Annotated in this window: 25 protein-coding genes and 1 tRNA gene; 4 read left to right on the forward strand and 22 right to left on the reverse strand. The window is 70.4% G+C overall.

Annotated features, from left to right (window positions below; all coding sequences use genetic code 11):
• The 4 genes from AB0H81_RS12680 to AB0H81_RS12695 all read right to left on the reverse strand — a co-directional run.
• A partial coding sequence (locus AB0H81_RS12680) for a DNA-directed RNA polymerase subunit beta (RefSeq protein ID WP_358373141.1) occupies positions 1 to 2,120 on the reverse strand: 2,120 nt, incomplete at its 3' end.
• 436 nt (positions 2,121 to 2,556) lie between these two features.
• Entirely contained in the window at positions 2,557 to 3,054 is a 498-nt protein-coding gene (locus AB0H81_RS12685; RefSeq protein ID WP_358373144.1) for a hypothetical protein, read from the reverse strand.
• 28 nt (positions 3,055 to 3,082) lie between these two features.
• Positions 3,083 to 3,580 (reverse strand): hypothetical protein, encoded by a 498-nt coding sequence (locus AB0H81_RS12690; RefSeq protein WP_358373147.1) that lies wholly within the window; start codon positions 3,578 to 3,580, stop codon positions 3,083 to 3,085.
• Positions 3,581 to 3,820: 240 nt separating this feature from the next.
• The gene (locus AB0H81_RS12695) at positions 3,821 to 4,381 is read right to left on the reverse strand and encodes a TetR family transcriptional regulator (protein WP_358373149.1); all 561 of its coding nucleotides are present in this window, start codon (positions 4,379 to 4,381) and stop codon (positions 3,821 to 3,823) included.
• 88 nt (positions 4,382 to 4,469) lie between these two features.
• Here AB0H81_RS12695 and AB0H81_RS12700 point away from each other — a divergent pair, with 88 nt between their 5' ends.
• A complete protein-coding gene (locus AB0H81_RS12700) occupies positions 4,470 to 4,862 on the forward strand; it encodes a nuclear transport factor 2 family protein (protein ID WP_358373151.1) in 393 nt (130 codons plus the stop codon).
• Positions 4,863 to 5,264: 402 nt separating this feature from the next.
• Here the strand turns inward: AB0H81_RS12700 and AB0H81_RS12705 are convergent, their stop codons facing one another.
• The 9 genes from AB0H81_RS12705 to AB0H81_RS12745 form a co-directional block, all read right to left on the reverse strand.
• Complete coding sequence (locus tag AB0H81_RS12705) at positions 5,265 to 7,412, reverse strand: glycosyltransferase family 39 protein (protein WP_358373154.1); 2,148 nt, start codon at positions 7,410 to 7,412, stop codon at positions 5,265 to 5,267.
• A 239-nt stretch (positions 7,413 to 7,651) separates the two neighbouring features.
• Positions 7,652 to 8,044 carry a 50S ribosomal protein L7/L12 gene (gene rplL, locus AB0H81_RS12710; protein WP_175605165.1) on the reverse strand — a complete coding sequence of 131 codons (393 nt, stop codon included), beginning with the start codon at positions 8,042 to 8,044 and terminating at the stop codon, positions 7,652 to 7,654.
• Between the two features lie 69 nt (positions 8,045 to 8,113).
• Positions 8,114 to 8,638: a 50S ribosomal protein L10 gene (gene rplJ, locus AB0H81_RS12715; protein WP_358373157.1), complete on the reverse strand. Its 525-nt coding sequence runs from the start codon at positions 8,636 to 8,638 to the stop codon at positions 8,114 to 8,116.
• A 272-nt stretch (positions 8,639 to 8,910) separates the two neighbouring features.
• On the reverse strand, positions 8,911 to 9,738 hold the full coding sequence (locus AB0H81_RS12720; protein ID WP_358373160.1) for an LppX_LprAFG lipoprotein: 828 nt from the start codon (positions 9,736 to 9,738) through the stop codon (positions 8,911 to 8,913).
• Between the two features lie 467 nt (positions 9,739 to 10,205).
• Entirely contained in the window at positions 10,206 to 10,925 is a 720-nt protein-coding gene (gene rplA / locus AB0H81_RS12725) for a 50S ribosomal protein L1 (protein ID WP_358373163.1), read from the reverse strand.
• A gap of 59 nt (positions 10,926 to 10,984) precedes the next feature.
• Entirely contained in the window at positions 10,985 to 11,416 is a 432-nt protein-coding gene (rplK, locus tag AB0H81_RS12730) for a 50S ribosomal protein L11 (protein ID WP_175595475.1), read from the reverse strand.
• A gap of 117 nt (positions 11,417 to 11,533) precedes the next feature.
• Entirely contained in the window at positions 11,534 to 12,328 is a 795-nt protein-coding gene (gene nusG / locus AB0H81_RS12735) for a transcription termination/antitermination protein NusG (protein WP_358373166.1), read from the reverse strand.
• A gap of 80 nt (positions 12,329 to 12,408) precedes the next feature.
• Positions 12,409 to 12,654, reverse strand: a complete 246-nt coding sequence (gene secE / locus AB0H81_RS12740; RefSeq protein WP_358373168.1) for a preprotein translocase subunit SecE — start codon at positions 12,652 to 12,654, stop codon at positions 12,409 to 12,411.
• A 78-nt stretch (positions 12,655 to 12,732) separates the two neighbouring features.
• A tRNA-Trp gene (locus AB0H81_RS12745) sits at positions 12,733 to 12,805 on the reverse strand.
• 182 nt (positions 12,806 to 12,987) lie between these two features.
• Here AB0H81_RS12745 and AB0H81_RS12750 point away from each other — a divergent pair.
• On the forward strand, positions 12,988 to 14,196 hold the full coding sequence (locus AB0H81_RS12750) for a pyridoxal phosphate-dependent aminotransferase (RefSeq protein WP_358373171.1): 1,209 nt from the start codon (positions 12,988 to 12,990) through the stop codon (positions 14,194 to 14,196).
• A gap of 48 nt (positions 14,197 to 14,244) precedes the next feature.
• On the opposite strand, the gene AB0H81_RS12755 is transcribed toward AB0H81_RS12750, so the two are convergent.
• The 4 genes from AB0H81_RS12755 to AB0H81_RS12770 all read right to left on the reverse strand — a co-directional run bounded on the left by AB0H81_RS12755 (position 14,245) and on the right by AB0H81_RS12770 (position 17,249).
• A complete protein-coding gene (locus AB0H81_RS12755; protein WP_358373173.1) occupies positions 14,245 to 14,748 on the reverse strand; it encodes a hypothetical protein in 504 nt (167 codons plus the stop codon).
• A 27-nt stretch (positions 14,749 to 14,775) separates the two neighbouring features.
• Complete coding sequence (locus tag AB0H81_RS12760) at positions 14,776 to 15,609, reverse strand: hypothetical protein (RefSeq protein WP_358373176.1); 834 nt, start codon at positions 15,607 to 15,609, stop codon at positions 14,776 to 14,778.
• Positions 15,610 to 15,849: 240 nt separating this feature from the next.
• Complete coding sequence (locus AB0H81_RS12765; RefSeq protein WP_358373179.1) at positions 15,850 to 16,752, reverse strand: PASTA domain-containing protein; 903 nt, start codon at positions 16,750 to 16,752, stop codon at positions 15,850 to 15,852.
• Complete coding sequence (locus AB0H81_RS12770) at positions 16,749 to 17,249, reverse strand: SigE family RNA polymerase sigma factor (protein WP_358373181.1); 501 nt, start codon at positions 17,247 to 17,249, stop codon at positions 16,749 to 16,751. The genes AB0H81_RS12765 and AB0H81_RS12770 overlap by 4 nt, the downstream gene beginning before the upstream one ends.
• Positions 17,250 to 17,318: 69 nt before the next feature.
• Here AB0H81_RS12770 and AB0H81_RS12775 point away from each other — a divergent pair, with 69 nt between their 5' ends.
• Positions 17,319 to 18,338, forward strand: coding sequence for an adenosine deaminase (locus AB0H81_RS12775; protein ID WP_358373183.1), 1,020 nt, complete (start codon positions 17,319 to 17,321; stop codon positions 18,336 to 18,338).
• Positions 18,339 to 18,415: 77 nt separating this feature from the next.
• Here the strand turns inward: AB0H81_RS12775 and AB0H81_RS12780 are convergent, their stop codons facing one another.
• Both AB0H81_RS12780 and AB0H81_RS12785 read right to left on the reverse strand, forming a co-directional pair.
• Positions 18,416 to 19,234, reverse strand: coding sequence for a hypothetical protein (locus AB0H81_RS12780; RefSeq protein WP_358373185.1), 819 nt, complete (start codon positions 19,232 to 19,234; stop codon positions 18,416 to 18,418).
• The gene (locus AB0H81_RS12785; protein WP_358373187.1) at positions 19,221 to 19,760 is read right to left on the reverse strand and encodes an RNA polymerase sigma factor; all 540 of its coding nucleotides are present in this window, start codon (positions 19,758 to 19,760) and stop codon (positions 19,221 to 19,223) included. Before AB0H81_RS12785 ends, AB0H81_RS12780 begins: the two co-directional genes overlap by 14 nt.
• Before the next feature lie 124 nt (positions 19,761 to 19,884).
• Here AB0H81_RS12785 and AB0H81_RS12790 point away from each other — a divergent pair, with 124 nt between their 5' ends.
• Positions 19,885 to 20,619 (forward strand): methyltransferase domain-containing protein, encoded by a 735-nt coding sequence (locus tag AB0H81_RS12790; RefSeq protein ID WP_358373190.1) that lies wholly within the window; start codon positions 19,885 to 19,887, stop codon positions 20,617 to 20,619.
• Positions 20,620 to 20,637: 18 nt separating this feature from the next.
• On the opposite strand, the gene AB0H81_RS12795 is transcribed toward AB0H81_RS12790, so the two are convergent.
• From AB0H81_RS12795 to AB0H81_RS12805, 3 genes are all read right to left on the reverse strand, one after another.
• On the reverse strand, positions 20,638 to 21,522 hold the full coding sequence (locus tag AB0H81_RS12795) for a carbohydrate ABC transporter permease (RefSeq protein ID WP_358373192.1): 885 nt from the start codon (positions 21,520 to 21,522) through the stop codon (positions 20,638 to 20,640).
• Complete coding sequence (locus AB0H81_RS12800; RefSeq protein ID WP_358373195.1) at positions 21,522 to 22,406, reverse strand: sugar ABC transporter permease; 885 nt, start codon at positions 22,404 to 22,406, stop codon at positions 21,522 to 21,524. The genes AB0H81_RS12795 and AB0H81_RS12800 overlap by 1 nt, the downstream gene beginning before the upstream one ends.
• Before the next feature lie 69 nt (positions 22,407 to 22,475).
• Positions 22,476 to 23,747 (reverse strand): extracellular solute-binding protein, encoded by a 1,272-nt coding sequence (locus AB0H81_RS12805; protein ID WP_358373197.1) that lies wholly within the window; start codon positions 23,745 to 23,747, stop codon positions 22,476 to 22,478.
• Positions 23,748 to 23,796 lie beyond the last annotated feature (49 nt).

A 23,796-nucleotide genomic window follows, 5' to 3' on the forward strand; every position in this document is an offset into this window, starting at 1 on the left:
AACGCCACCAGCAGGTTCTTGCCCAGCGCCATCTCGCCCTTGTCGGTGCACGGACCGTCGGCGATGACCTGGTTGACCTCGACCCGGTCGCCCTCGGCCACGATGGGCTTCTGGTTGAAGCTCGTGCCCTGGTTGGAGCGCTTGAACTTCGCCACCCGATACGTCGTCCGGGTGCCGTCGTCGTTCATGACCGTGACGTAGTCGGCCGAGACCTCCTCGACCACACCGGCCTTCTCGGCGCTGATCACGTCGCCGGCGTCGGTCGCGGCACGGTACTCCATGCCGGTGCCGACCAGCGGCGCCTCGCTCTTGAGCAGGGGCACCGACTGACGCTGCATGTTGGAGCCCATGAGCGCGCGGTTGGCGTCGTCGTGCTCCAGGAACGGGATCATCGCGGTGGCCACCGACACCATCTGGCGCGGCGACACGTCGATGTAGTCGACCTCCTCGGCACGCGCCAGCTCGGTCTCACCACCCTTGGTGCGGACCAGGACGCGGGCCTCGGCGAACGAGCCGTCGGCGTTGAGCGTCGTGTTGGCCTGCGCCTTGACGTAACGGTCCTCCTCGTCGGCGGTCAGGTAGTCGACCTGGTCGGTCACCTTGCCGTCGACGACCTTGCGGTAAGGCGTCTCGACGAAGCCGAAGGCGTTGATCCGGCCGTAGGAGGCCAGCGAGCCGATGAGGCCGATGTTGGGGCCTTCAGGGGTCTCGATCGGGCACATCCGGCCGTAGTGGGACGGGTGCACGTCACGGACCTCGAAGCCGGCCCGCTCACGGGACAGACCACCGGGGCCCAGCGCGGACAGACGCCGCTTGTGCGTCAGGCCGGCCAGCGGGTTGGTCTGGTCCATGAACTGCGACAGCTGCGAGGTGCCGAAGAACTCCTTGATCGACGCCACGACCGGGCGGATGTTGATCAGGGTCTGCGGCGTGATCGCCTCGACGTCCTGCGTGGTCATGCGCTCACGCACGACCCGCTCCATGCGGGCCAGGCCCAGGCGGACCTGGTTCTGGATCAGCTCGCCGACGCTGCGCAGACGGCGGTTGCCGAAGTGGTCGATGTCGTCGATCTCCACGATGACCGTGTCGATCGGCGCACCCTCGGCCGCCGGCATCGACTCCTCGCCGGCGTGCAGCCGGACGATGTACTCGATCGTGGCGACGATGTCCTCTTCGGTGAGCGTGCCCTGAGTGATCTCGCTGGCGACCCCGAGCTTCTTGTTGATCTTGTAGCGACCCACCTTGGCGAGGTCGTACCGCTTGGGGTTGAAGTAGAGGTTCTCCAGCAGGGTCTGCGCCGACTCCTTGGTCGGCGGCTCGCCCGGGCGGAGCTTGCGGTAGATGTCGAGCAGCGCGTCGTCCTGGCCGGCCGTGTGGTCCTTCTCCAGGGTGGCCCGCATGGACTCGTACTGGCCGAAACGCTCGAGGATCTGCTCGCTGGTCCATCCCAGTGCCTTGAGAAGCACGGTGACGGCCTGCTTGCGCTTGCGGTCGATGCGCACACCGACGCTGTCGCGCTTGTCGATCTCGAACTCGAGCCAGGCGCCCCGCGAGGGGATCACCTTGCAGCCGTACAGGTCCTTGTCGGAGGTCTTGTCGACGTTGCGTTCGAAGTACACACCGGGCGAGCGGACGAGCTGGGAGACCACGACACGCTCGGTGCCGTTGATGATGAAGGTGCCCTTCGGGGTCATGAGCGGGAAGTCGCCCATGAACACCGTCTGGCTCTTGATCTCACCGGTGGTGTTATTGATGAACTCCGCCGTGACGAACATCGGGGCGGAGAAGGTCATGTCCTTGTCTTTGCACTCATCAACTGAGTACTTGGGCGGCTCGAATCGGTGGTCGCGGAACGACAAGGACATGGTCCCCGAGAAGTCCTCGATCGGACTGATCTCTTCGAAGATCTCTTCGAGGCCCGACTGGGTCGGGACGTCCTTGCGACCGGCCTGGCGAGCCGCCTCTACCCGGGCCTTCCACTTCTCGTTGCCGAGCAACCAATCGAAGGACTCGGTCTGCAGAGCGAGAAGATCAGGAACTTCGAGGGGCTCCTGGATGCGCGCGAAAGAGACGCGACGGGGACCGGCGGGTACGGCGGAGGCGTTGCGCGAGGCTGCCAACAGATGTCCTTCCGAGGGCTCGCGGCGGACTGACTACACGCACGCCAGACAACCTCGCAACGTGAGCAAGCGGAGCGGGTCGTCAAAGGGCAGCGCAAAGGGGCAGTGTAGCCGAACGGCACACGCCTGTCCACTTCGCCTTCGCTGCATGCTTCACGTTGGTCGCAGCATCGCCCGTTCGCGCGGAAACGTCAAGCCCACAAGCCGGACTTTCCGCCGACCAGGGGCCCGGACGCTGGGTTTTCTCCCCTGCGTGATCGGGCGCCTACCGTCAGGCCCAAGACGATACCCGCGAACGGGGACGGTTAACGCTCCGTCACACCGAGGACCGAACCCATGCCGGCGACCGGTGTGGTCATGACGGAGTTACCCCGTCCTTTGCCTGCGCCAAACCTCTTTTTTAGTGACAATTGAAGAACCCGCCGCGCCCAGCCCGTCAGACCGTCCCGATCAGCGTGGACAGGTCCGCCGCCAGCCACCCGCCGTCACCGCGGACCATGGTCAGCCTGACCCGATTCTGGCTGATCTGGCGCTGCGGCGCCGCCTCCCCCGGAACCTCCCTGACCGTACCGGTGTTCACGAACAAGAGCACCTCGACCCGCCCGGGTTCCGCGCGTTCGACCCCCGCCGCCGTGACGGACGCCGTCTGCACGGTCTTCTGCGCCTTCGCCCTGCCGGCCAGCGACCTGGCCAACTCGCCGTAGTAGCCGGACAGTGCGCCCGTCGTGCGCGCCCGGGCCCGCGCCAGGTCGCGCTCGACCGTGCGGTAGTCGTACGACATCAGGTCGGGCGCCGCCGTACGGGCCGCCGCCATCGCCTCCACGCCGTCCGCGTCGGCGTCGCGCAGGGCCCGCAGGTCGGCCCACATCACGCCGACGACCGCGCCCAGCACGAGCACGGCGACGGCCAGCACCGCGGCCATGACGACCCTCACACCCGCTCTCCTCTCCTCCGAGGCCTGCTCACATCTGCACGGCCTTGGACACCAGCCAGACCCCGCCCACCTTGGTGAGGTCCATCGACCACCGGTAGAACCGGTCCTGCGGCGGGGTCTTGGAGCCCTCCCAGCGGATGTCCACGTCGGCCACCACCAGCACCCTCGCCGCCGAGCCCGTCATCGACACGAGGCCGGTGGCGCGCAGCACGCCGTCCTGCACGACCTTGTTGGCGACCGTGGTGCTCTTGAGCCGCCCCAGGTTCGCCTCGTACTCCTCGCGGGCCGCCCCGGTGGAGGTGTCGAGGATGCGCCGCGCGTCCGAGTCGACGGTCTTGTAGTGCAGCGACAGCAGGCTCACCGCGTGCGTGCCCGCGGCGTCGAGCGCCGCCTTCCGGTCGTCGGCCCTGACTTGGGCGTCCCGCTCCTGCGCGCCGATCCACATGCCGGCAACGGCCAGCAGGACGAGCAGCGCGGACATCGCGAGGATCAGTGGGCGACCGAACCGAAGAGAGAGATTCGTCACGTCCGCGCACCCCTTTCGCCGGTCGCCGGATCATAACGCGGAGGTCACCGCGACTGGACGGGAAACGGCCGGACGGGCATGAGACGGTATGGATCGGTCAGCGACGGGCTCGGGACGCGGGCCGGCTGGCAAGCCTCGGGAGGTCGGGCCACGATCGGTCCCAGCGGGTCTGTTTTCGCGGGGCTCGCGGGGCGGCCTCGGTGGGGCGGCTTGCGCGGATGGGCCCTGGTGGGGCCGGTCTCAGGTGTCGGTCTCGGCGAGGGCGCGCAGGGCGGGGCGGAGGGCGGCGACGAGGTCGTCATGCGACGCTTCGCGCAGTTCGTCCAGCTCCAGGAGCTGGTGGCCCACGGTCACTCCGAGCAGGATCGTCGTCATCAGCGCCGCGCGCAGCGGGGCGTCCTCCCCGGGCAGTGACGCGCTGACCTGTTCGACCTGCCGGCTCAGCGCCTCGCGGGCCGTCGCGGCCGCCTCGGGGTGGGTGAGCATCGAGCGGAGCATCGCCAGAGAGGCGGGCGGCAGCCGCATCTTCAGGCCCAGGGTGCCGAGCAACTGCTCGACGGCCTCCTCCGGGCTCCCTGCGGAGTCGGCGGGGCCCGTCACGCGCACGGCCTCGGCGAAGAGGCGTCGCTTGTTGCCGAAGTACTGCATGACCAGCGCCGGATCGACCTCGGCGACCGCCGCGACGGCGCGGATGGTGGTGCGCTCGAAGCCGCGCTCGGCGAACAGCTCGCGCGCCGCGTCGAGGATTCGCTGCTCGGTCCTGCGGCGGCGCTCTGCACGCGGGAGCGCTGGCTCGGTCACGGCGCCGACTCTACACGCGTTGACCGGACATCCCGGTTCGCTCTACGCTCGTTGAGTCAACGCCTGTTGAGCGAAGAGGGGTACATCTGTGTCCATTGAGGAGATCGTCGCGGCGTTCCACCGCGCCATGCTGCACAAGTCGGCCGACGAGCTGGCCGGCCTGTACGCCGAGGACGGCCTGCACGAGTTCCCGTTCGGCGGGCTGCCGCCGCTCAAGGGCCGGGAGGAGGTCCGCGCCGCCTACCGCGTGTCGTGGTCCGAGACCCCGGCCGAGGTCGAGCGGGTCCGCCTGGTGGCGCTCCATGCCACGGCCGACCCCGAGGTCGTGGTGGTGGAGCAGCAGACCGACGTGACGGTGGCCGGCAACCCGATCACCGTGCCCGGCCTGCTGGTCCTGCGGGTCAGGGACGGGCAGATCACACACACGCGCGACTACATGGACGCCGCCGCCATCGGCCGCATCCGAGCCGCCGCCGCGTAGCCAGGACCGCGTGACCGGGACCGCGTGACCGGGACCGCGTGACCGGGACCGCGTGACCAGAGCCGCCGCCGCGCGGGCGTCAGGTGAGAACCATGCCGCCCAGGCCGCCGCATGGACCCGCGTGGACGTGACGGCCGAACCAGGTGACTCCGCCGCCGAGAACCCGGGGCCGGCAAGCCCGACGTCGGCCGCACCCCTGCCGGGGCCGCCGTTCGGACGTCGCGGGCGAACCGGACGCCCCCCGCGCCCGGGCGGCCGGTGAGCCGGGTGCCCCCGCCGCCACGACGCGACAGCCGGTAAGCCGGACGCCGGGCCGCGCGATCAGCCTCCGTGCGGCATCAGATGCACCCGGTCCCCCGGACTCCCCACATGGATGCCACGGCGGACCGGGTGGGCGGCCGGTCAGCCGGTGGTCAGGTCGAAGACCGTCACGCCGCCCACCGTGGTGGCCGTGAACGTCTCCTGGACCCAGGCCGCGATCTGGGCCGCATCGTCACTGCCGCCGCTGTCCGAGCCGCCCATGCCGCCCATGCCGCCCGCGCGGCCGCCCATCCCCATGCCCGTCCCGACGAAGTAGTGGATCTTCTTCTCGGCCACGTACTGCTTGAAGCGGGCGAGCGTCGGCGCCGGGTCCGTGCCGTTGAACCCGCCCACCGCCATCACCGGCAGGCCGGTCGCGAGCTGGTACCCGGCGGCGTTGTTAGAGCCGACCGTGGCCGCGGCCCACGTGTAGGAGGCGGCGTCCCGCTTCAGCAGGGCGGTCAGCTCCGCGGACGGGGTGCCCGCGCCGAGCAGCCCGCCCATGCCGCCGGGCCGCCCGCCGCCCATGCCGCCACGCCCCGCGGCGCGGCCGTCCGAGAACGGTCCGCCCGGCTGCCCCGTGCCCTGCTGCACTCCCCCGGGCCGGCCCTGCCCCGGCTGGGCGCCCATGGGCCCCATGCCCATCGCCCGGCCGCCGCCCCGGAACCCGCCAGGGCCTCCGTGTCCTCCAGGGCCTCCGGTGGAGGGTCCGGCCGTCGGGATGGCGCCGGTGTGCGGCGAGGCCGCGGTGTCCACCGCGTAGGCGGCCGGCCCGGCGAGGCAGACCACCACCGCCCCCACGACGACCGCGCCCCACCACTTCGGCGCCCGCCACCGCCCGGGCTCCCGCGCCGACAGTCCTCGTACGGCCGGCTCCCGTTCCGCGCGCTCCCCGACCGCACGCTCCCCGACCGCGTCCTCTCCGGCCGCGCTCTCCCGGACCACCGCGTGCTCGCGTTCCTCGGCCCCCCGTACGGCCTCGTGCCGCGCGCTGAGGCGGCCGAGCGTCAGGAGGGCCGCTGCCAGCGCCAGCCCGGCCACCAGCACCACGGGCCCCAGCCACGGGTTCCAGTCCTCGTCACGCGTCAGCAGCACGTACGACCACAGCGCCGTCACCCCCGTGACCGCCGCCGGCAGGATCGGCTCCCGCCGCTCCCACGCCAGCGCGGCACCCGTCCCCACCAGAGCGGCGATCGCCGGCGCGAGCGCGACCGTGTAGTACGCGTGGAAGATCCCCTGCATCATGCTGAAGATCACCCCTGTGACCACCAGCCAGCCGCCCCACACGCCGAGCTGCGCGCGGGCCGGATCCGTACGCGGCGCGCGCCGCGTCAGCCACAGCCCCGCCCCCAGCAGGATCAGCGCGGCGGGCAGCAGCCACGAGATCTGGCCGCCCGCCTCCGTGTCGAACAGCCGCAGCGGTCCCGCCTCCTGGTTCAGGTTGCCGAGGCCGCCGTAGTCGGCGCCGTTGAGCCGCCCTATGCCGTTGTAGCCGAGCGCCAGCTCCAGCACGCTGTTGGTCTGCGAGCCGCCGATGTACGGCCGGTCGGACTCGGGCACCAGCGCCACGGCCAGCAGCCACCACCCCGCCGACACCACCATGGCCACCCCGGCCAGCGCGAGCTGCCCCACCCGCCGCCACACGCCCGCCGGGGCGGTCAGCAGGTACACCAGCGCGAACCCCGGCAGTACCAGGAACGCCTGGAGCATCTTGGCCAGGAACGCGAACCCCAGGCACACCCCGGCCAGCACCAGCCACCGGGTGGCGGCCCGCTCCTGCGCCCGCACCACGCAGTACGCGGCGAGCGTCATCAGCAGCACCAGGAGCGCGTCCGGGTTGTTGAAGCGGAACATCAGCACCGCCACGGGCGTCAGCGCCATGCCGGCGCCGGCCAGCAGCCCCGCCCAGGCCGGGAAGCGCCGCCGCACCGTCGCGTACACCACGGCGACGGTCGCCACCCCCATGAGCGCCTGCGGGACGAGGATGCTCCACGTGTTCAGCCCGAAGATCCGCGCGCTGAGCTCCATCGGCCACAGGGACGCCGGCGTCTTGTCCACGGTGATCGCGTTGGCGGCGTCGGACGAGCCGAAGAAGAACGCCTTCCAGCTCTGGGTGCCGGCCTGCACGGCGGCCGAGTAGAACGCGTTGGCCCAGCCGGACGAGCCGAGCCCCCAGAGGTAGAGCACGGCGGTGGCGGCGAGCAGGCCGCCCAGCGCCCATCGGGTCCGGACATGCGTAGTGGTGGTCACGTACGCCAGGCTAGGAACGGCTCCTCCGCCGGCCATGAAAGGCGCATGAGAATCTCGTGAGCACCCGAGAGAGCCGTACGGGCGCAGGCACGCCGGCACTGTACGGGCCCCAGGCGCACATAAGCCGTACGGGCCCCGGGCACGCAGAAGGGGCGGCACACCCGGCACCAGGGTGTGGCCGCCCCTTCTGGACGAACGACCTCCGCGAGGCGCCCGCGAGGGGCGCCCGGAGAGGGGTGTTACTTGACGGTGACGGTCGCGCCGGCGCCCTCGAGGGCAGCCTTGGCCTTCTCCGCCTGCTCCTTGTTGACCTTGCCGTCGAAGACCGGCTTGGGAGCGCCGTCCACCAGGTCCTTGGCCTCCTTCAGGCCGAGGGACGTGAGGGCGCGGATCTCCTTGATGACCTGGATCTTCTTGTCGCCGGCGGCCTCGAGGATGACGTCGAACTCGTCCTGCTCCTCGACCTCGGCGGCGGCGGCGCCGCCACCGGCCGGGGCAGCGGCGGCAACCGCGACGGGGGCGGCGGCCTTGACGTCGAAGACGTCCTCGAACTGCTTCACGAACTCGGACAGCTCAAGGAGGGTCATCTCCTTGAACGCGTCGAGCAGCTCGTCGTTGCTGAGCTTCGCCATGATGGTTTCCTCCGTATGGGACTTGCGAAATTTAGGAACGGGACCGCGGGGTGTGCGGCAATCCCCGAGTTACTCGCCCGCCTCTTCGCGCTTCGCGCGAAGGGCTTCGGCCAGCTGAGCCATGTTGGTGGGCAGCGCGGCGAACATCGCGGCAGCAGCGCTCTGCTTCGCCTTGATCGCGCCGGCAAGCTTCGCGAGGAGGACCTCGCGGGACTCGAGGTCGGCGAGCTTGGTGATCCCAGCGGCGTCGAGGGCCTTGCCCTCGAGAACGCCACCCTTGATCACCAGAAGGGGATTGGCCTTGGCGAAGTCACGCAGACCCTTGGCCGCCTCGACGACGTCGCCCTTGACGAAGGCGACGGCGGTCGGGCCGATCAGCAGGTCGTCCAGACCCGTCACGCCGGCCTCGTTGGCCGCGATCTTGGTCAGGGTGTTCTTCGCCACGGCGAACTTCGCATTCTCACCAAGAGCAACGCGCAGCTGCTTGAGCTGGGCGACGGTGAGACCGCGGTACTCGGTCAGAACGGCGGCGGCGCTGCCTTCGAACTCGCTCTTGAGCTCGGCAACCGCTGTCGCCTTATCCGCCCTCGCCATGGGCCTCCTTCCAGATGTGCCACCGGTGAAGGCCCAGAAACGAGAACAGCCCCGGGCGCAGGGCGCACACGGGGCTCACACACATGGATCAACCATGCGGGAAACTCGCATCACACCTGCGCGGGCCGTCCGCTTACGCGGATCCTTCGGTTGTCAGGTAGTGAGGCACCCGACAACAGCCGGCGGTCTTCGGCAACGACCAGAGTAAGGCCTGGCCGCCGAGTTTCCAAATCGCTCTCGAGACCGATCGCTCGGTCGGTGGTGGACTTGTCTTAGTTGGTGGTGCCCTTGGGCAGCTCGCCGACCTGGTCGGCGGGCGGCGCCTGGATGTTCACCGGCTCGTTGAAGCCCTTGAAGAACAGCGTGGCGTCGAGCGTGCTGTCCTGCTCCTTGCCGTTCAGCGCGAGCTTGCGCGGCAGGCCGTCGGAGCCCACCCAGACGTCGAACTTGACGTCCTTCAGCTCCGCCAGGCCCCTGCGAGCCTGCTCCTGCTCGTCGGCGGGGAGCTGCTTGACGGCCACGTCCGTCGGGAACGTGCCGCTGTAGTGAGTGGTGTCCGTGCCGTCCACGGTCTCCGTGCCGACGGACTTCACGTCCTTGGACGTGGTGACCATCTTGGTGACGTTGGCCAGGTCGAACTGCTGGATCTGGTCGAGCGTCTGCTTGACCTGGTCGGAGCCGCCCATCTCGCTGAGCGACACCTTGATCCACGGCTTGGTGGCGCCGACGAGCTCCTTCAGCGCCTCGACCTTGACGTACACCGTGTCGCCCTGGAGCACGGCACGCACCCCGCCGGGCAGCGAGCGCTGGCCCACGTCGACGGTGTCCAGCGTGAGGTCGACGGCCAGCTGCGGCTTGCTCTGATAAAGCATCCGCCCCTGCACCTTGCCCCCGTCGTCCCGCGGGCTCGTGACGTCGACGACGGCGTCCACGGTGTAGCTGGTGACCTCCGAGGTCTTCTGCGCGGCCTGCGCCAGCACTTCGGAGGCGGCCAGGTTCACCTGGATCGGCTGCGCGTTCGAGCCGCAACCGGTGAGCGTGACCGCCACTAACGCGGCACCGGCCGCGGCAGTGGCGAGAGAAATCCTGCGCTTCAGCATGTTTTGACCCTACGTGTCAGTAGCCGGAAATGCCGTCTTCCCCGGAGATCTAAGGGAAAACCCAGGGTCGTCCCGGACCATCTCGTGGACCTGTCCTCTGTCCTGGTCAGCGGTCTTGGCGGGTACGTGCCCCTTCGGAGGCCGGCGGGACGACTCCGGCGGGTGCCACGAACCCTCCGATGCGGCATGGGCCCCTCGGTGGCGCGCCGCAGCGACGGGACGAGGGACGCAGGGGCGGGTGCGGGACGCGGGGGGCTCGGAGGCGGGTCGGTCAGCACGCTGTGGGACAGGCGGGGCGGGCACGAGCGCCTGAGGCGCGCGCATGTGCGTCTCAGGCGCGTGAAGACCCCCGCCCCCATACGCCCATACGCGAACACCCATATACGCCCAGACGCACCCAAAGCACGAACGGCCCCCGCCGGTGGAGGCGGGGGCCGTTCGGGGTGCGCCTGGAGGCGCGGAGGTCGTTACGCGTCGAGCTCGGCCGTGAGGCCGCGCGTCGCGTTGGGGTCGACCGGGACGCCGGGGCCCATGGTGGTCGAGAAGGTGACCTTCTTGACGTAGCGGCCCTTGGCGGCCGACGGCTTGAGCCGGAGCACCTCGTCCAGCGCGGCGGCGTAGTTCTCGATGAGCTTGCGCTCGTCGAACGACGTCTTGCCGATGATGAAGTGCAGGTTGGCCTGCCGGTCGGTGCGGAACTCGATCTTGCCGCCCTTGATCTCCGTCACGGCCTTGGCGACGTCGGGCGTCACGGTGCCGGTCTTGGGGTTGGGCATGAGACCACGCGGGCCGAGGACGCGGCCCAGGCGGCCGACCTTGCCCATGAGGTCCGGGGTGGCGACCACGGCGTCGAACTCGTTGAGCCGGTTGCCCTTGGCGATCTCGTCGATCAGCTCGTCGGCGCCGACGATGTCGGCGCCGGCCTCGCGGGCGGCCTCGGCACGGTCACCGGTCGCGAAGACCAGGACCCGGGCGGTCTTACCGGTGCCGTGCGGAAGGTTGACCGTGCCGCGCACGATCTGGTCGGCCTTGCGGGGGTCGACGCCGAGCCGGAGGGCCACCTCGACGGTCGCGTCGAACTTGGTGGTCGACGTCTCCTTGGCGATCTTGGCCGCCTCGGCCGGGGAGTAGAGCTTGTCGCGGTCGATCTTCGCCGCGGCGTTCTTGTGCGCCTTGCTGCGCTGCATGATGTCTCCTTGTGGTCCGCGGGCCAGCGCTCGGCCCTCCCACGGGATAGGGAAAGGTCTCAGTCGGCGACGGTGATGCCCATCGACCGGGCGGTGCCGGCGATGATCTTCTCGGCCGCCTCGATGTCGTTGGCGTTGAGGTCGGGCATCTTGGTCTCGGCGATGCTGCGAAGCTGCTCGCGGCTGAGCTTGCCGACCTTGTCCTTGTGCGGGACCGCGCTGCCCTTGTCGAGCCCCAGAGCCTTCTTGATCAGCTCGGGCGCCGGGGGCGTCTTCGTGACGAAGGTGAAGCTGCGGTCCTCGAAAATGGTGATCTCAACGGGGATGATGTTGCCCCGCTGGGCCTCCGTCGCAGCGTTGTACTGCTTGACGAAGTCCATGATGTTGACGCCGTGCGGACCGAGGGCGGTACCGACCGGCGGGGCGGGCGTGGCCTGGCCAGCGGGAAGCTGAACCTTGACGAGCGCCGCGATCTTCTTCTTCGGAGGCATGAGTCCTTCTCCGGGTCCTGATCGTGATGCTGTCCGGCCGCGGGTGCGGCCGGACATGTCGGAAGGCCGCCCTTCGCGACAGGCGGCCAGCCGAACGTCTAAGTGTATGTGATCGTTTTAGATCTTCGAGACCTGGTTGAACGACAGCTCAACCGGGGTCTCACGGCCGAAGATCGAGACGAGCACCTTGAGCTTCTGCGACTCGGGGCTGATCTCGCTCACCGAGGCGGGCAGCGTGGCGAACGGGCCGTCCATGACCGTGACGGACTCGCCGATCTCGAACTCGACCGCCGGGCCGCTGCTGGTCTTCGCGGTGGCCTTCTTGCTCTCCTCGGAGGGCTCCGGGGCGAGCAGCTTGGCGACCTCGTCGAGGCTCAGCGGGCTCGGCTTGTTGGACAGGCCGACGAAACCGGTCACGCCCGGCGTGTTGCGCACCGCGGCCCAGGACTCGTCGGTCAGCTCCATGCGCACCAGCACGTAGCCGGGCAGCACCCGCTCCTTGACCGGGACCTTCTTGCCGCTCTTGAACTCCTGGACGGTGTGCGTCGGCACCTCGACCTGGTAGATGTAGTCCTCCATGTTGAGAGACACGTTGCGGCTCTCGATGTTGGACTTGACGCGGTTCTCGTAGCCGGCGTAGGAGTGGATCACATACCACTCGCCGGGAAGGCCGCGCAGACCGCGCTTGAACTCCTCGACGGGATCGACGTCGGGCTCAGCGTCACCGTCCTCGGCTGCGGGAGCCTCGTCGTCGGCGGCCTCGTCGCTGTCCGCGAACTCGTCGCTCTCCGCGAACTCGTCGCTCTCCGCGAACTCGGCGCCGTTGGACTCCTCAGCGGCCTCGACGGCCTCTTCCGGCTCGTCGCCCCACTCGCTACGGGGCTCCTCCGCCGGCACTGAAGACTCGGACACGGTGACTTTCCTCTTCCGTCGAATTTCGTCGAGAATCGAATGGCGACTCCGTCAGGCGGCACCGGCGACCTCGGACCGGATCAAGCTCCGCCGAAGATCCGGAGGACGGCCCAGCCGAGGGCGGCGTCCAGCCCGTACACGATGGCCACCATGATCAGAACGAATACCAGGACGACCGTGGTGTAGGTGACCAGGTCCTTGCGTGTCGGCCAGATGACCTTGCGCAGCTCATTGACGACCTGCCGGTAGAAAAGGGCAGGCGTAGTGCGAGACTTCTTCTCACCACTGGGCTTGCCTGCGGTCTCGCCGCGCGTGTCGATCGCCACAGTCCTCACCTGATCTGTCGTATCCAACGCAGTTTTGCGGCGCGCATTACACGCCCATTATTGCGCGGACCGCACTCGCAGGGCACGAGGGACTCGAACCCCCAACCGCCGGTTTTGGAGACCGGTGCGCTACCAATTGCGCCAGTGCCCTATGTCGCCAACCACACTACCCTGATCAGCTCACTGCCTGGACCGAACCGCACATCGACATGCGGCGGCACGACCAGGCGAAAGTGTATCGGTGGATCCCCGTTCCGTCGAACCCATTCCGATCTCGCAGGTCAGACCCCCTGCAACGGGCCGACACGGCGAGGAGATGCGAGCATGGGGGTCATGTCCATGCGACCTCGCATCTCCACGCGAATCTCCGCGATCTCCGAGTCAGCCACCCTCGCCGTGGACGCCCGGGCGAAGGCGATGAAGGCGGACGGCCGCCCGGTCATCGGCTTCGGCGCCGGCGAGCCCGACTTCCCCACACCCGACTACATCGTCGAGGCGGCGGTCGAGGCGGCGCGCGACCCGCGCTTCCACAAGTACACGCCCGCCGGGGGCCTGCCCGAGCTGAAGCTGGCCATCGCCGACAAGACGCTGCGCGACTCCGGCTACCGGGTGGAGCCCACGCAGGTCCTGGTCACCAACGGCGGCAAGCAGGCCGTCTACGAGGCGTTCGCGACGCTGCTCGACCCGGGCGACGAGGTCCTGGTCGTCGCGCCGTACTGGACGACGTACCCGGAGGCGATCAAGCTGGCGGGCGGCGTCCAGGTCGACGTCGTGACCGACGAGACGACCGGCTACCTGGTGGGCGTCGAGCAACTGGAGGCGGCACGCACGGAGCGCACGAAGGCGCTGCTGTTCGTCTCGCCGTCCAACCCCACGGGGGCGGTCCACACGCGCGAGCAGACCGTGGAGATCGGCCGCTGGGCGGCCGAGCACGGCCTGTGGGTGGTGACGGACGAGATCTACGAGCATCTCGTGTACGGCGGCGCGGAGTTCACCAGCATCGCCACGGCCGTGCCGGAGCTGGCCGACCGGGTGGTCGTGCTCAACGGCGTGGCCAAGACGTACGCGATGACGGGCTGGCGGGTGGGCTGGCTCATCGGTCCTCCCGACGTGGTGCGGGCGGCCACGAACCTCCAGTCGCACGCCACCTCCAACGTGGCGAACGTCTCGCAGATGGCCGCGCTGGCGGCGGTGCGGGGCGACCTGTCGGCGGTGGAGCGGATGCGTGAGGCGTTCGACCGGCGCCGGCGGACCATCGTGCGGATGCTCAACGAGATCCCGGGCATGGTGTGCCCGGAGCCGAAGGGGGCGTTCTACGCGTACCCGTCGGTCAAGGAGCTGCTGGGCAAGGAGCTGCGCGGGCGGCGGCCCGCGTCGTCGGCGGAGCTGGCCGAGCTGATCCTGGAGGAGGTCGAGGTCGCGGTGGTGCCGGGCGAGGCGTTCGGCACGCCCGGGTACTTCCGGCTGTCGTACGCGCTCGGCGACGACGACCTGGTCGAGGGCGTCAGCCGGATCGCCAAGCTGCTGTCCGAGGCGCACTGACACTCGGGCGGTCCGGTTCGTCGGCCGTCCGAGGTCGTCCGGGGCGGGTCAGCCGTCCTGGGCGACGCCGTCGGCGACCTCCTTGACCTCCTGGGCGAGTCCCGGCGTCGCGGCGACGTACACCGCGACGCCGGGCCGTTCGAGCCACATGAAGTTGCGCATGTCGCCGCGGGTGCGCCAGCGCAGCGCCGGCATGCCCTCGTACGCGCCGAGCCCGGCCCTGCTGACGAGGGTGGCGAACGTCTCGACCGAGCGGACCCCGCACACGACCCCGACGAGCAACTGCTCGCCGCCGGTGCCGCGCCAGCTCCGGCCGCGCACGTGGAGCTTGCGGGTCAGGGACTTGATCCGGTCGAACGTGGGGCCGGGGGTGAGCCCGGACGGCACGTGCGTGATCGCCAGCTTGCCGTCACCGCAGGTGAGATCCGGGTACGGCGTCTCGTGGACGGTGGCCGGGCCGGGCGTGGTGCGCGCGGTGTGCGTCACGGGCACGTCGGAGCCGCAACCGGCCACCGCCAGCACGATGGTCACCGAAGCCAGGCGGCGGCGCATCGACCCCCCATGACTATGTGTGGAGACTCAGGGAAAACCTCCCCAGTCTCCTACAGGACTCCGCACGGAGGCGGCAACAGGAAGCAACTCCCCGGCGAGAGGCTCGCCCACCCGGACGCGGACGCCGGTGCCGGGACGTTCGAGCCAGACGATGGTCCGGCCGCCGCGCGGGTCGCGGCCGACCATGGCGGGTCTGCCGCGGACGGCGGTCTCCCTGGACCCGGGAGGGGCGGTGCGGCGGTAGGCGGCCCAGCTCGCGGCGATCGCGCCGTGGTCGGCGCGGGCCTCGACGAACCTGTCCCGCGGCCCGTACCCGCCCCTGTCGCCCGGTCCGTCCCCGGCGTCGCCCGGCCCGTTCCCCGCCCGTACGGCCCAGACGGCCCACGCGGCCCGTGAGCCGGGGCCCGTGTCGGCCACTCCCCCGCCGGTTCGGGTGAGCCCGGCCGGGAGGTAAGTGAACCAGAGGTCGCCGGAGACGACGGCGAGGGTGGAGGCGGGGTCGGGAGGCGGCGGCGCCAGCGCGGGCCCGGCAGGGGCAGGGGCAGGGGCGGAAGTCCCGGCCGTGGATGAAGCGGGCGCAGGCGAACCGGCCGTGGGTGAAGCAGGCGGCGGTGAAGCGGGCGGCGGTGAAGCGGGCGCCGACGAACCCACGGGGACCGGCGACATGGCGGGCGGCGGGTGGAGGGCGGCGGCGTGGGGCGGCCGGCCGAACCCCGAGGAGAAGATCCCGTAGACGGCCGCCGCCGCCACCCCGAACGCGCCGAGCGCGAGCACCGCCCGCCACCACTGCCCGCCCTGGCGGACGCCCGAAAAGATCTCCGCGCGTTCCCCGAGGGGCCCCGCCGCACGAAGAGCACCCATCTCTCGCGGGGACGGCGTGTCCCGCGGAGCGCCCGCCGCCCCCGAGGTTCCCGCCTCCTGGAAGGGTCCCGCGTCCCGCGGGGGCGGCGCGTCCTGCGGGGGACAGGGGGTCATCGCCTCAGGGGTCATGACCGTAGGATCCCCGCTCCGCCGCCGCCCGTGGTGCCGTTCGCGCGACTGGCCCCCCGTACGGCCGCCCTCACGGGACGACCAGCACAGCCGGCGGACCGGCGGCACAGGTCACTTCGCCGGTTCGATCCCCTCGGCGATCTTCTTGAGCTCGGCCGCGGCGTCGACCTTCTTGGCGTACACCGGGCTGATGTACACCTCGACCGCCAGCTTGTCGCGGAGGAAGAAGCCGATCGTGGCCGTGGTGTCGTCCCCGGGCTCCTTCGCGACCTCCCCTCCCTCGGAGACGTCGGCGAGGTAGCCCTCACGGTCGCCGATCTTGACGGACGGCATGGCGCCCATCCGCTTCCGGACGAACTGGGTCGCCTCTCCCTCGAACACGACGATCTGGACGCCGTAGCCGTCGGTCTCGTCGCCGCCGGGCGCGTAGGAGGTGGTGTAGCTGGTCTTGCCGAAGCCGTTCTTGCCCGACCATCGGCTCCAGTCGAGGCCCTCGGGCAGGTAGCCGACGTGGATGCCGCCGAAGGTGCGGCCGTCGCCGAGGTCGCCGAGGTCCTGCGGACCCTTGGCGCGGGTCATGGATTTGAGGACGACGAGCTCTCCCCTCGCGACCTCCACGCCGGCGGCGGGCTTCTGCGTGACGACGATCTCGTCGGCCGACTCGGGGCTGACCGGCTCCGGGCCGTCCACGCCCAGACCGGCCGCGCGTACGGCGGCGACCGCGTCGGCGATCTTCATGCCCGTGACGTCGGGCATGGTGACGGAGTCCACCACGGCGCTGTCCTGGCCGGAGGTGGGCGAGCTCGCCGCGGGAGCCGATGCGGGTCCTCCGGTGTTGAGGGCCAGCGGGACGGCCACGGCGACGGCGGCGGTCACGAGGGCCGCCCCGGCCGCGCGGAACCTGATGACGTGGGCGCGGTGCCGGCGGCGTACGGCCCGGCCCAGCGTGGGCGGTGCCTGCACGTGGCCGACCTGGCGCTCCATGGCCTCCGCGAGGAGGTCCTCGACCTTCATCGCAACACTCCTTCTGTGACGTTCATGCGTTCGCGGATCTTGGCCAGGCCGCGCGCGGCCTGGGACTTGACGGTGCCGGGCGAGCAGCCGAGCAGGGCGGCGGTCGCGGCCTCGGACTGGTCCTCCCAGTAGCGGAGGACGAGCACGGCCCGCATCCTGGGCGGGAGCCTGCGCAGTTCCTCGAAGAGGGCGTCGCGCAGGTCGAGGTCGGGTGAGGGCGCGGCCGTCTCGGGCGGCCGCGCGAACGTGATCTCCTGAATCAGGCGGCGGCGCCGCGCCTTGCTGATCGCCGCGTTGACGACGACCTTGCGCGCGTACGCCTCCGGATTGTCGCGCCGGATCCTCGGCCAGTGCCGATAGACCTTCTCCAGCGCGTGCTGGACGAGGTCTTCTGCGTCGTGGCTGGTGGCGCCACAGACCAGGATCGCGGTGCGCATGAGCGAGGTGCTCCGGGCGGCGATGAACTCGTCGAACGCCGCTTCGTCTTCATCCGTCATGAGCGAGGGTCCCCTTTCGCCCTCCTCAACGCGTGAATGCCGCGTCGGGTTGAGTGGCACCATAGGGAAATGGCACGTCCGCTCGACGCTCTCCCCAAGGCCCACCTCCACCTGCACTTCACCGGCTCCATGCGGCATTCGACGCTGATAGCGCTGGCCCGGGAGCAGGGCCTGCACCTGCCGGACGCCCTGGAGCAGGACTGGCCGCCGCGGCTGCGGGCCACCGACGAGCGGGGCTGGTTCCGGTTCCAGCGGTTGTACGACATCGCGCGGTCGGTGCTGTCGCGACCGGAACACGTCTACCGGCTGATGCGGGAGACGGCCGAGGACGAGGCGGCCGAGGGCTCGCGCTGGCTGGAGATCCAGGTGGACCCGTCGGGTTACGCGCACCGCTTCGGCGGGCTGACGGCGACGATGGAGCTGGTGCTGGACGCGGTGGGCCGGGCCGCGGAGCACGCGGGTGTGGGGATCGCGGTGGTCGTGGCGGCCAACCGCACGCGCCATCCGCTGGACGCCAACACGCTGGCGCGGCTCGCGGCGCAGTACGCGGGGCGGGGCGTGGTGGGCTTCGGGCTGTCGAACGACGAGCGCCGGGGGCATGCCCGTGACTTCGAGCGGGCGTTCCGGATCGCGCGGCGGGCGGGGCTGCTGGCGGTGCCGCACGGGGGTGAGCTGCTGGGGCCGCGCAGCGTGGCGCAGTGCGTGGAGGACCTGGGCGCCGACCGGCTGGGGCACGGGGTGCGGGCGGCGGAGGACGAGCGGCTGATGGAGCTGCTGGCGCGGCAGGAGATCTGCTGCGAGGTGTGTCCCAGCTCGAACGTGGGGCTGGGGGTGGCCGAGCGGGCGGGCGACGTGCCGGTGCGGCGGTTGTTCGAGGCGGGGGTGCCGATCGCGCTGGGGGCCGACGACCCGCTGCTGTTCGGGTCGCGGCTGGCGCGGCAGTACGAGCTGGCGCGGGAGGTGTACGGCTTCGCCGACGCGGAGGTCGCGGAGCTGGCGCGGCAGTCGGTGCGGGCGTCGGCGGCGCCGGAGGAGACGCGCAAGGAGCTGCTGAAGGAGATCGACGACTGGCTGGCCGCTCCCGAGTGAGCGCCCCCCGAGTGAGCAGCACCCCAGAGTGAACGCGGCCCCGAGTGAGCGCCGCTCCTGAGCAGACCGGGGCCCGGTCAGCGGAGGGAGGCGGCGATGCGGGCGGCGCGGTCCTTGTCCCCGGCGCCCTCCAGGCGGTGACCGACTCCCCCGGTCTCCCAGATGAGGGTGGGGGCGGCCTGCCGGAGCGGCACGGAGGTGCCGTCCTCGCGCTTGATGTAGCCGAGGGGGTGGGCGCCGCCGATCCACAGGGCGTCGAGGCCCGCGGCGTGGACCTCCTCGGGGAAGGGCGGGCCGAGCTGCTTCCACAGGTACGGGCTGATGGTGCCGTCGAACTGGTCGAGGCGCAGGCCGCCGGGCCACAGCATGGAGACCACGCGCCCGCCGTCGGAGACGGTGACGGCGTCCGGGGCGCCGAGGGCGCCGGGGGTCCTGACGGGGAAGCGGGCCGTGGCGCGGGCCTGGTCGAGGGTGACGGCGCGCTCACCCGGGAGCGAGGTGGGCGTGGGCTCCACGGGCACCGGGGCGCCGCCGAGGCGCAGCTCGATCCCGGCGTACCGGAGGATCTGGGCCACGGCGGCCCTGCCCTGCGGGGTGGCGGCCGTGAGGGCGGCCACGGCGAGCACGACGGCGGCGACGACCGCCCACCTGCGCCCGCGCCTGCGCTTCAGGGGGCGGCCGGCCGGGGTGGCGGGGGTCGTAGGGGCGGGGGTCGTGGGGGCGGGGGTCGTGGGGGCGATGCCGGTGGTCAGGCGGGCGCGGACGGCCGCCGCGACGTCGGCGGGCGGCGGCGCGGGGACGTCGAGGGAGTCGCCGAGGGCGAACAGCTCGGCTTCGAGGTCACCGAGGCCGCCGAGGCCGCCGCGATCGTCGTCGTGGGGTTCACGCGAGCTCACCACCCACCTCCTCCCTCAGCCGGGCCAGCCCGCGATGCGTGCTGGACTTGACGGTGCCCACGGGGCGGCCGAGCACCTCGGCGGTCTCGGCCTCGCTCAGCTGTAAGAAGTACCGGCAGACGACGGCGTCGCGTTCCCCGTCGGGCAGTGCGCGCACGGCCTCCAGCAGGCGGGCGCGGCGGTCCTTGGCCACGGCGGCGCCCTCCGGGTCGTCGGGGGCGACGGGATCGGTGACGGCGCCGAGCCGCACGGCGAGGCCGGTCCTGCGCCCGCGCGAGCGGGTGAGGTTGTGCGTCTCGTTGGCCACGATCCGCAGCAGCCACGGCCGGAACGGCGAGCCCTGCCGGAACGACGACAGGTGCCGGTACGCCTTGACGAACGCCTCCTGCACCACGTCCTCGGCCTCGTCGGCGGCGCCGAGCATGGCGGCGGTGCGGTGGGCGAGCACGCTGTAGCGGGCGACCAGCGCCTCGTAGGCGGTCAGGTCGCCGTCGAGGGAGCGGGCGATCGCCTCGTCGTCATCCATGGGCGTGTCAGATTTCACCGCATCCTGGACGTGCTGGGAAGGGTGTTCGGCGCATCATGTGACCTTCGAGCCCGGCCGGGCACTAGACTCGGGCCAATCCGCGAGCCCTTTAAGGAACGGGACTATGTCTTCAGGGTATGACCGTGTAGTGCAGCCGGCGGCCGGTGACGAGGCGTTGGAGAACCACCTCGGCGGCGACGAGGCCAAGAACTACCGGCAGTACGAGCTGGACATGGTGGCCCCGCACGTCGGGCGGTCGATGCTGGAGATCGGCTCCGGCCTGGGCCACTTCGCCGAGCAGTTCCTGCCGCGGCTCGACCGGCTCGTGGTGAGCGACTTCGACCCCTACTGCGTCGAGCAGTTGCGCAAGCGGTTCGCGGGCCGCGACGACATCGACGTGCTCCAGTTCGGGCTGCCGACCGACATCCCGCTGGAGGACAAGGTCGACACGGTCGTGATGATGAACGTCCTCGAGCACATCGAGGAGGACGCCGAGGCGCTGCGCTCGCTGGCGCGGGTGACGCTGCCGGGCGGGCGGATCATCATCTGGGTGCCGGGCTACATGCAGCTGTACGGGGACTTCGACCGCAAGGTGGGCCACGTGCAGCGCTACACGCCCAAGACGCTGCGCTCGACGGTCGCCAAGGCGGGGCTCGACATCGACGTGCTCAAGCCGATCAACTTCCTGGGCGGCATCGCCTGGTGGGCGGCGGTGCGGCGGGGCGGGGTGGGGTACCCCGACCCGCGGCTGGTGAAGATCTACGACCGCACGGTGGTGCCGGCGACGCGGCTGATCGAGCGGTTCGTCACGCCGCCGTTCGGCCAGACGGTCTTCTGCGTGGCTCGCGTCCCCCAGTAGCCCCATCCGAGGTAGGCCTCACTTGATGGAGCCGGCGGTGAGGCCGCCGACGACCTTCCGCTCGATCAGCGCGAACAGGATGATCACCGGGATGGTCGCGATGACGGAGCCGGCGAACAGGTTCTGCCAGTCCACCTGATACTGGCCGATGAACGAGTTGAGGGCCACGGTGAGCGGCTGGTTCTCGGGCGTGGTGGTGAGGGTGAGCGCCACCACGAACTCGTTCCACGCGGCGATGAAGGTGAAGATCAGCGCCGTGATGACGCCGGGCATGGCGAGCGGCAGCGTGATGCGGAACAGCGCGCCGAAGCGGCCGTTGCCGTCGATGAACGCGGCCTCCTCCAGCTCACGCGGGATCGAGGAGAAGTACGCGTTGAGGATCCACACCGCGAACGCCAGGTTGAACCCGCCGTTGACCAGGATGAGCGACCAGATCGAGTCGACCAGCCCGAACTGGAAGAACTCGCGGTAGATGCCGACGAGCATGGCGGTCGGCTGGAACATCTGCGTGATGAGCACGAGGATGAGGAACGCGGTGCGCCCCCGGAAGTTGTGGCGCGCGGAGTAGTACGCGGCGGGCAGGGCCACGAGCAGCACGAGGATCGTGGACCCGGCGGCCACCTTGAGGGTGACCATGAGGTTGCCGGCCAGGCCGCTGCTCCAGAAGTTTGCCAGGTTCGACCATTCCCACGTGGTGGGCAGGAGGGTGGCCTCGCGCAGCGACTCCTGGGGCCGCAGCGAGGTGATCAGCATCACCAGGTACGGGAACACGAAGATGAACGCGATCACGTAGGCGGCGGCCGCGATCATCGTGGTCTTGAGCCTGGGCATGGCGCGCCGGGCGGCGGGCCGGGGCCGGGCGTGGTGGGGGGCGGTGGCCGGGGGCGCGGTCGTGACGGCCATCAGGCCACCTCCTTGTTCCAGCGGGAGACCTTGAGGAAGATCGCGGTCAGGACGAGCACCATGCCGAAGTTGACGACGGACATGGCGGCCGACTCTCCGATGTTCGAGCCCTTGAGGATGAACATGAGGATCGTCGAGGTGGCGGTGGAGTAGCCGGGCTGGCCGTGGGTCATCGCCCAGATGATGGGGAAGCTGTTGAAGACGTTCATCACGTTGATGAGCGCGGCCACGGTCAGGGCGGGCCGCAGCAGGGGCAGCGTGATGGACCAGTACGTGCGCAGCTTGGACGCGCCGTCCATCTTGGCCGCCTCGTAGACGTCGGCGGGGATGGTGGCCAGGCCAGCGAGCAGCGCGTACGTGGTGAACGGCACCGAGACGAAGACGGCGACGAAGACCAGCCACGGCATGGCGGTGGAGGCGTCGCCGAGCTGGTCGGCCGAGGCGCCGCCGAGCGCGTCGATGAGGCCGAGCTTGAGCCGGATCTGGTTGATGACGCCGACCTCGGGGTCGAGCATCCACTTGAAGACGATCGCGGTCATCAGCACGGACGCGGCCCAGGGCGCGATGAGCGCCCAGCGGGCGACGCGGCGGCCGGGGAAGCGCTGGTTGAACAGCTGGGCGAGGGCGAGCGAGACGAGGACGGTCAGGGCGACGACGGCGACGACCCAGATCACGCTGCGGAGCATGATGTCCGCGAAGTCCTTCTCGTCGAACAGCTTCTCGTAGTTGGCGAAACCGTTGGAGCCCTGCACCACCCCGAACCGGCTGATCTTGAGGAACGACGACCGGATCATCTCGACGACGGGCCAGAGCACCACGACCGCGATGAGCACGACGGCGGGCCCGGTCCAGGCCAGCGGCTCCAGGGCGCGCAATCTTCTCATGAAGTACCTTCCATGACGGTACGGCCGGCGTCCCGGCTGCGAGACGGCCGGCCGTACGGTGCCCAGGGGTCAGCTGGCGTCAGCGGCCTTCTGGAGCTCGCCGAGCACCTTGGCCGGGTCTTCCTTGACGGCCCCGCCGATGGTCTGCTTGATCGCCGGGTTCACGTCGGCCCACTTGGGGTCCTGGAACGGGTAGAAGCTGGCGTTGGGCAGGGCGTCGAGGAACGGCTTGAGCTTCTCGTCGCCCGACAGCTTCTGGATGCCGCTGGTGGTGACGGGCAGCAGCTTGTACGTGTCGCTGATCTTCTGGGCGGCGGAGCCGGTGTAGAAGAAGTCGAAGAACTTCTTGATCTCGGCGGCGTGGCCGTTCTTGTTGAACGCCATGATCCAGTCCATGACGCCGAGCGTGGTGTCGAGCGGGCCGGACTTGCCGGGGATGGGCGCGACGCCGTACTTGTCCTTCAGGCCGGCCGCATCGAAGATCGGGATGGACATGGGGCCGCCGTTGACCATGCCGACCTTGCCGGCGCCGAAGTCCTCCCAGACCGTCTTGCGGTCCTTGGTGCCGGGGTTCGGGGTGGTCAGGCCGGCGTCGACGAGGCCCTTGAGGTAGGTGAACGTCTCGACGTTCTGCGGGGAGTTGATGGCCCACTTGCCGGAGGCGTCCTTGTAGCCGCCGCCGTTGCCGAGCATCCACAGGAACGACTCGCCCTGGGCCTCCTCCTGGCCGAGGGGCAGGCCGAACGGCTGGCTGACGCCGGCCTTCTTGAGCTTCTCGGCGGCCGCCTTGAGCTCGTCCCAGGTCTTGGGCGGCTCGGCGACGCCGGCCTTGGCGAACAGGTCCTTGTTGTAGAACAGGGCGCGGGCGGAGGAGACGAACGGGATGCCGTAGGCGGCGCCGTCGACCTTGCCGAACTCGGCGAACTTCTGCAGCATGTCGCCGGAGACGTTCGGGGAGAGCACCTCGTCGACCTTGTAGAGCAGGCCGTCCTTGACGAAGCCGGAGTAGTCGCCGGTCTGCAGGATGTCGGGCGCCTGGCCGTTCTGGACCATGGTGGCGACCTGCTTGTCGATGTCGTTCCAGTTGATGACCTGGACGTCGACCTTGATGTTCGGGTTGGCCGCCTGGAACTCGTCGACGACGCCCTTCCAGAACGTCTCGCCCGAGTTCGGCTTGCCGGGGCCGTCTCCGTAGTCGGCGGCGACCATCTTCAGCGTGACCGCGCCTCCTTCGGAGGCCTTCTGGTCGCCGGCCGTGCCGGAGCCGCCCGAGCCGCAACTGGACAGGACCAGCATGGCCGCCACGCCGAGAGCGGCGCCGCCCGCAAGCTTGATTCTCACCTGTAGTACCGCCTTCTCGTCGGACGGGGTCCTGCTGGTCCGTACCAGT

This window comes from Nonomuraea sp. NPDC050691, from assembly GCF_040654455.1.
Classification (GTDB): Bacteria; Actinomycetota; Actinomycetes; order Streptosporangiales; family Streptosporangiaceae; genus Nonomuraea.

What these genes read in the sequence shown, in the direction of transcription:
- rplL (WP_175605165.1), bottom strand. Translation starts at nt 8,044, where the DNA reads ATGGCGAAGCTCAGCAACGACGAGCTGCTCGACGCGTTCAAGGAGATG.
- rplJ (WP_358373157.1), bottom strand. Translation starts at nt 8,638, where the DNA reads ATGGCGAGGGCGGATAAGGCGACAGCGGTTGCCGAGCTCAAGAGCGAG.
- AB0H81_RS12720 (WP_358373160.1), bottom strand. Translation starts at nt 9,738, where the DNA reads ATGCTGAAGCGCAGGATTTCTCTCGCCACTGCCGCGGCCGGTGCCGCG.
- rplA (WP_358373163.1), bottom strand. Translation starts at nt 10,925, where the DNA reads ATGCAGCGCAGCAAGGCGCACAAGAACGCCGCGGCGAAGATCGACCGC.
- rplK (WP_175595475.1), bottom strand. Translation starts at nt 11,416, where the DNA reads ATGCCTCCGAAGAAGAAGATCGCGGCGCTCGTCAAGGTTCAGCTTCCC.
- AB0H81_RS12750 (WP_358373171.1), top strand. Translation starts at nt 12,988, where the DNA reads ATGTCCATGCGACCTCGCATCTCCACGCGAATCTCCGCGATCTCCGAG.
- AB0H81_RS12755 (WP_358373173.1), bottom strand. Translation starts at nt 14,748, where the DNA reads ATGCGCCGCCGCCTGGCTTCGGTGACCATCGTGCTGGCGGTGGCCGGT.
- AB0H81_RS12760 (WP_358373176.1), bottom strand. Translation starts at nt 15,609, where the DNA reads ATGGGTGCTCTTCGTGCGGCGGGGCCCCTCGGGGAACGCGCGGAGATC.
- AB0H81_RS12765 (WP_358373179.1), bottom strand. Translation starts at nt 16,752, where the DNA reads ATGAAGGTCGAGGACCTCCTCGCGGAGGCCATGGAGCGCCAGGTCGGC.
- AB0H81_RS12770 (WP_358373181.1), bottom strand. Translation starts at nt 17,249, where the DNA reads ATGACGGATGAAGACGAAGCGGCGTTCGACGAGTTCATCGCCGCCCGG.
- AB0H81_RS12775 (WP_358373183.1), top strand. Translation starts at nt 17,319, where the DNA reads ATGGCACGTCCGCTCGACGCTCTCCCCAAGGCCCACCTCCACCTGCAC.
- AB0H81_RS12785 (WP_358373187.1), bottom strand. Translation starts at nt 19,760, where the DNA reads ATGGATGACGACGAGGCGATCGCCCGCTCCCTCGACGGCGACCTGACC.
- AB0H81_RS12790 (WP_358373190.1), top strand. Translation starts at nt 19,885, where the DNA reads ATGTCTTCAGGGTATGACCGTGTAGTGCAGCCGGCGGCCGGTGACGAG.
- AB0H81_RS12795 (WP_358373192.1), bottom strand. Translation starts at nt 21,522, where the DNA reads ATGGCCGTCACGACCGCGCCCCCGGCCACCGCCCCCCACCACGCCCGG.
- AB0H81_RS12800 (WP_358373195.1), bottom strand. Translation starts at nt 22,406, where the DNA reads ATGAGAAGATTGCGCGCCCTGGAGCCGCTGGCCTGGACCGGGCCCGCC.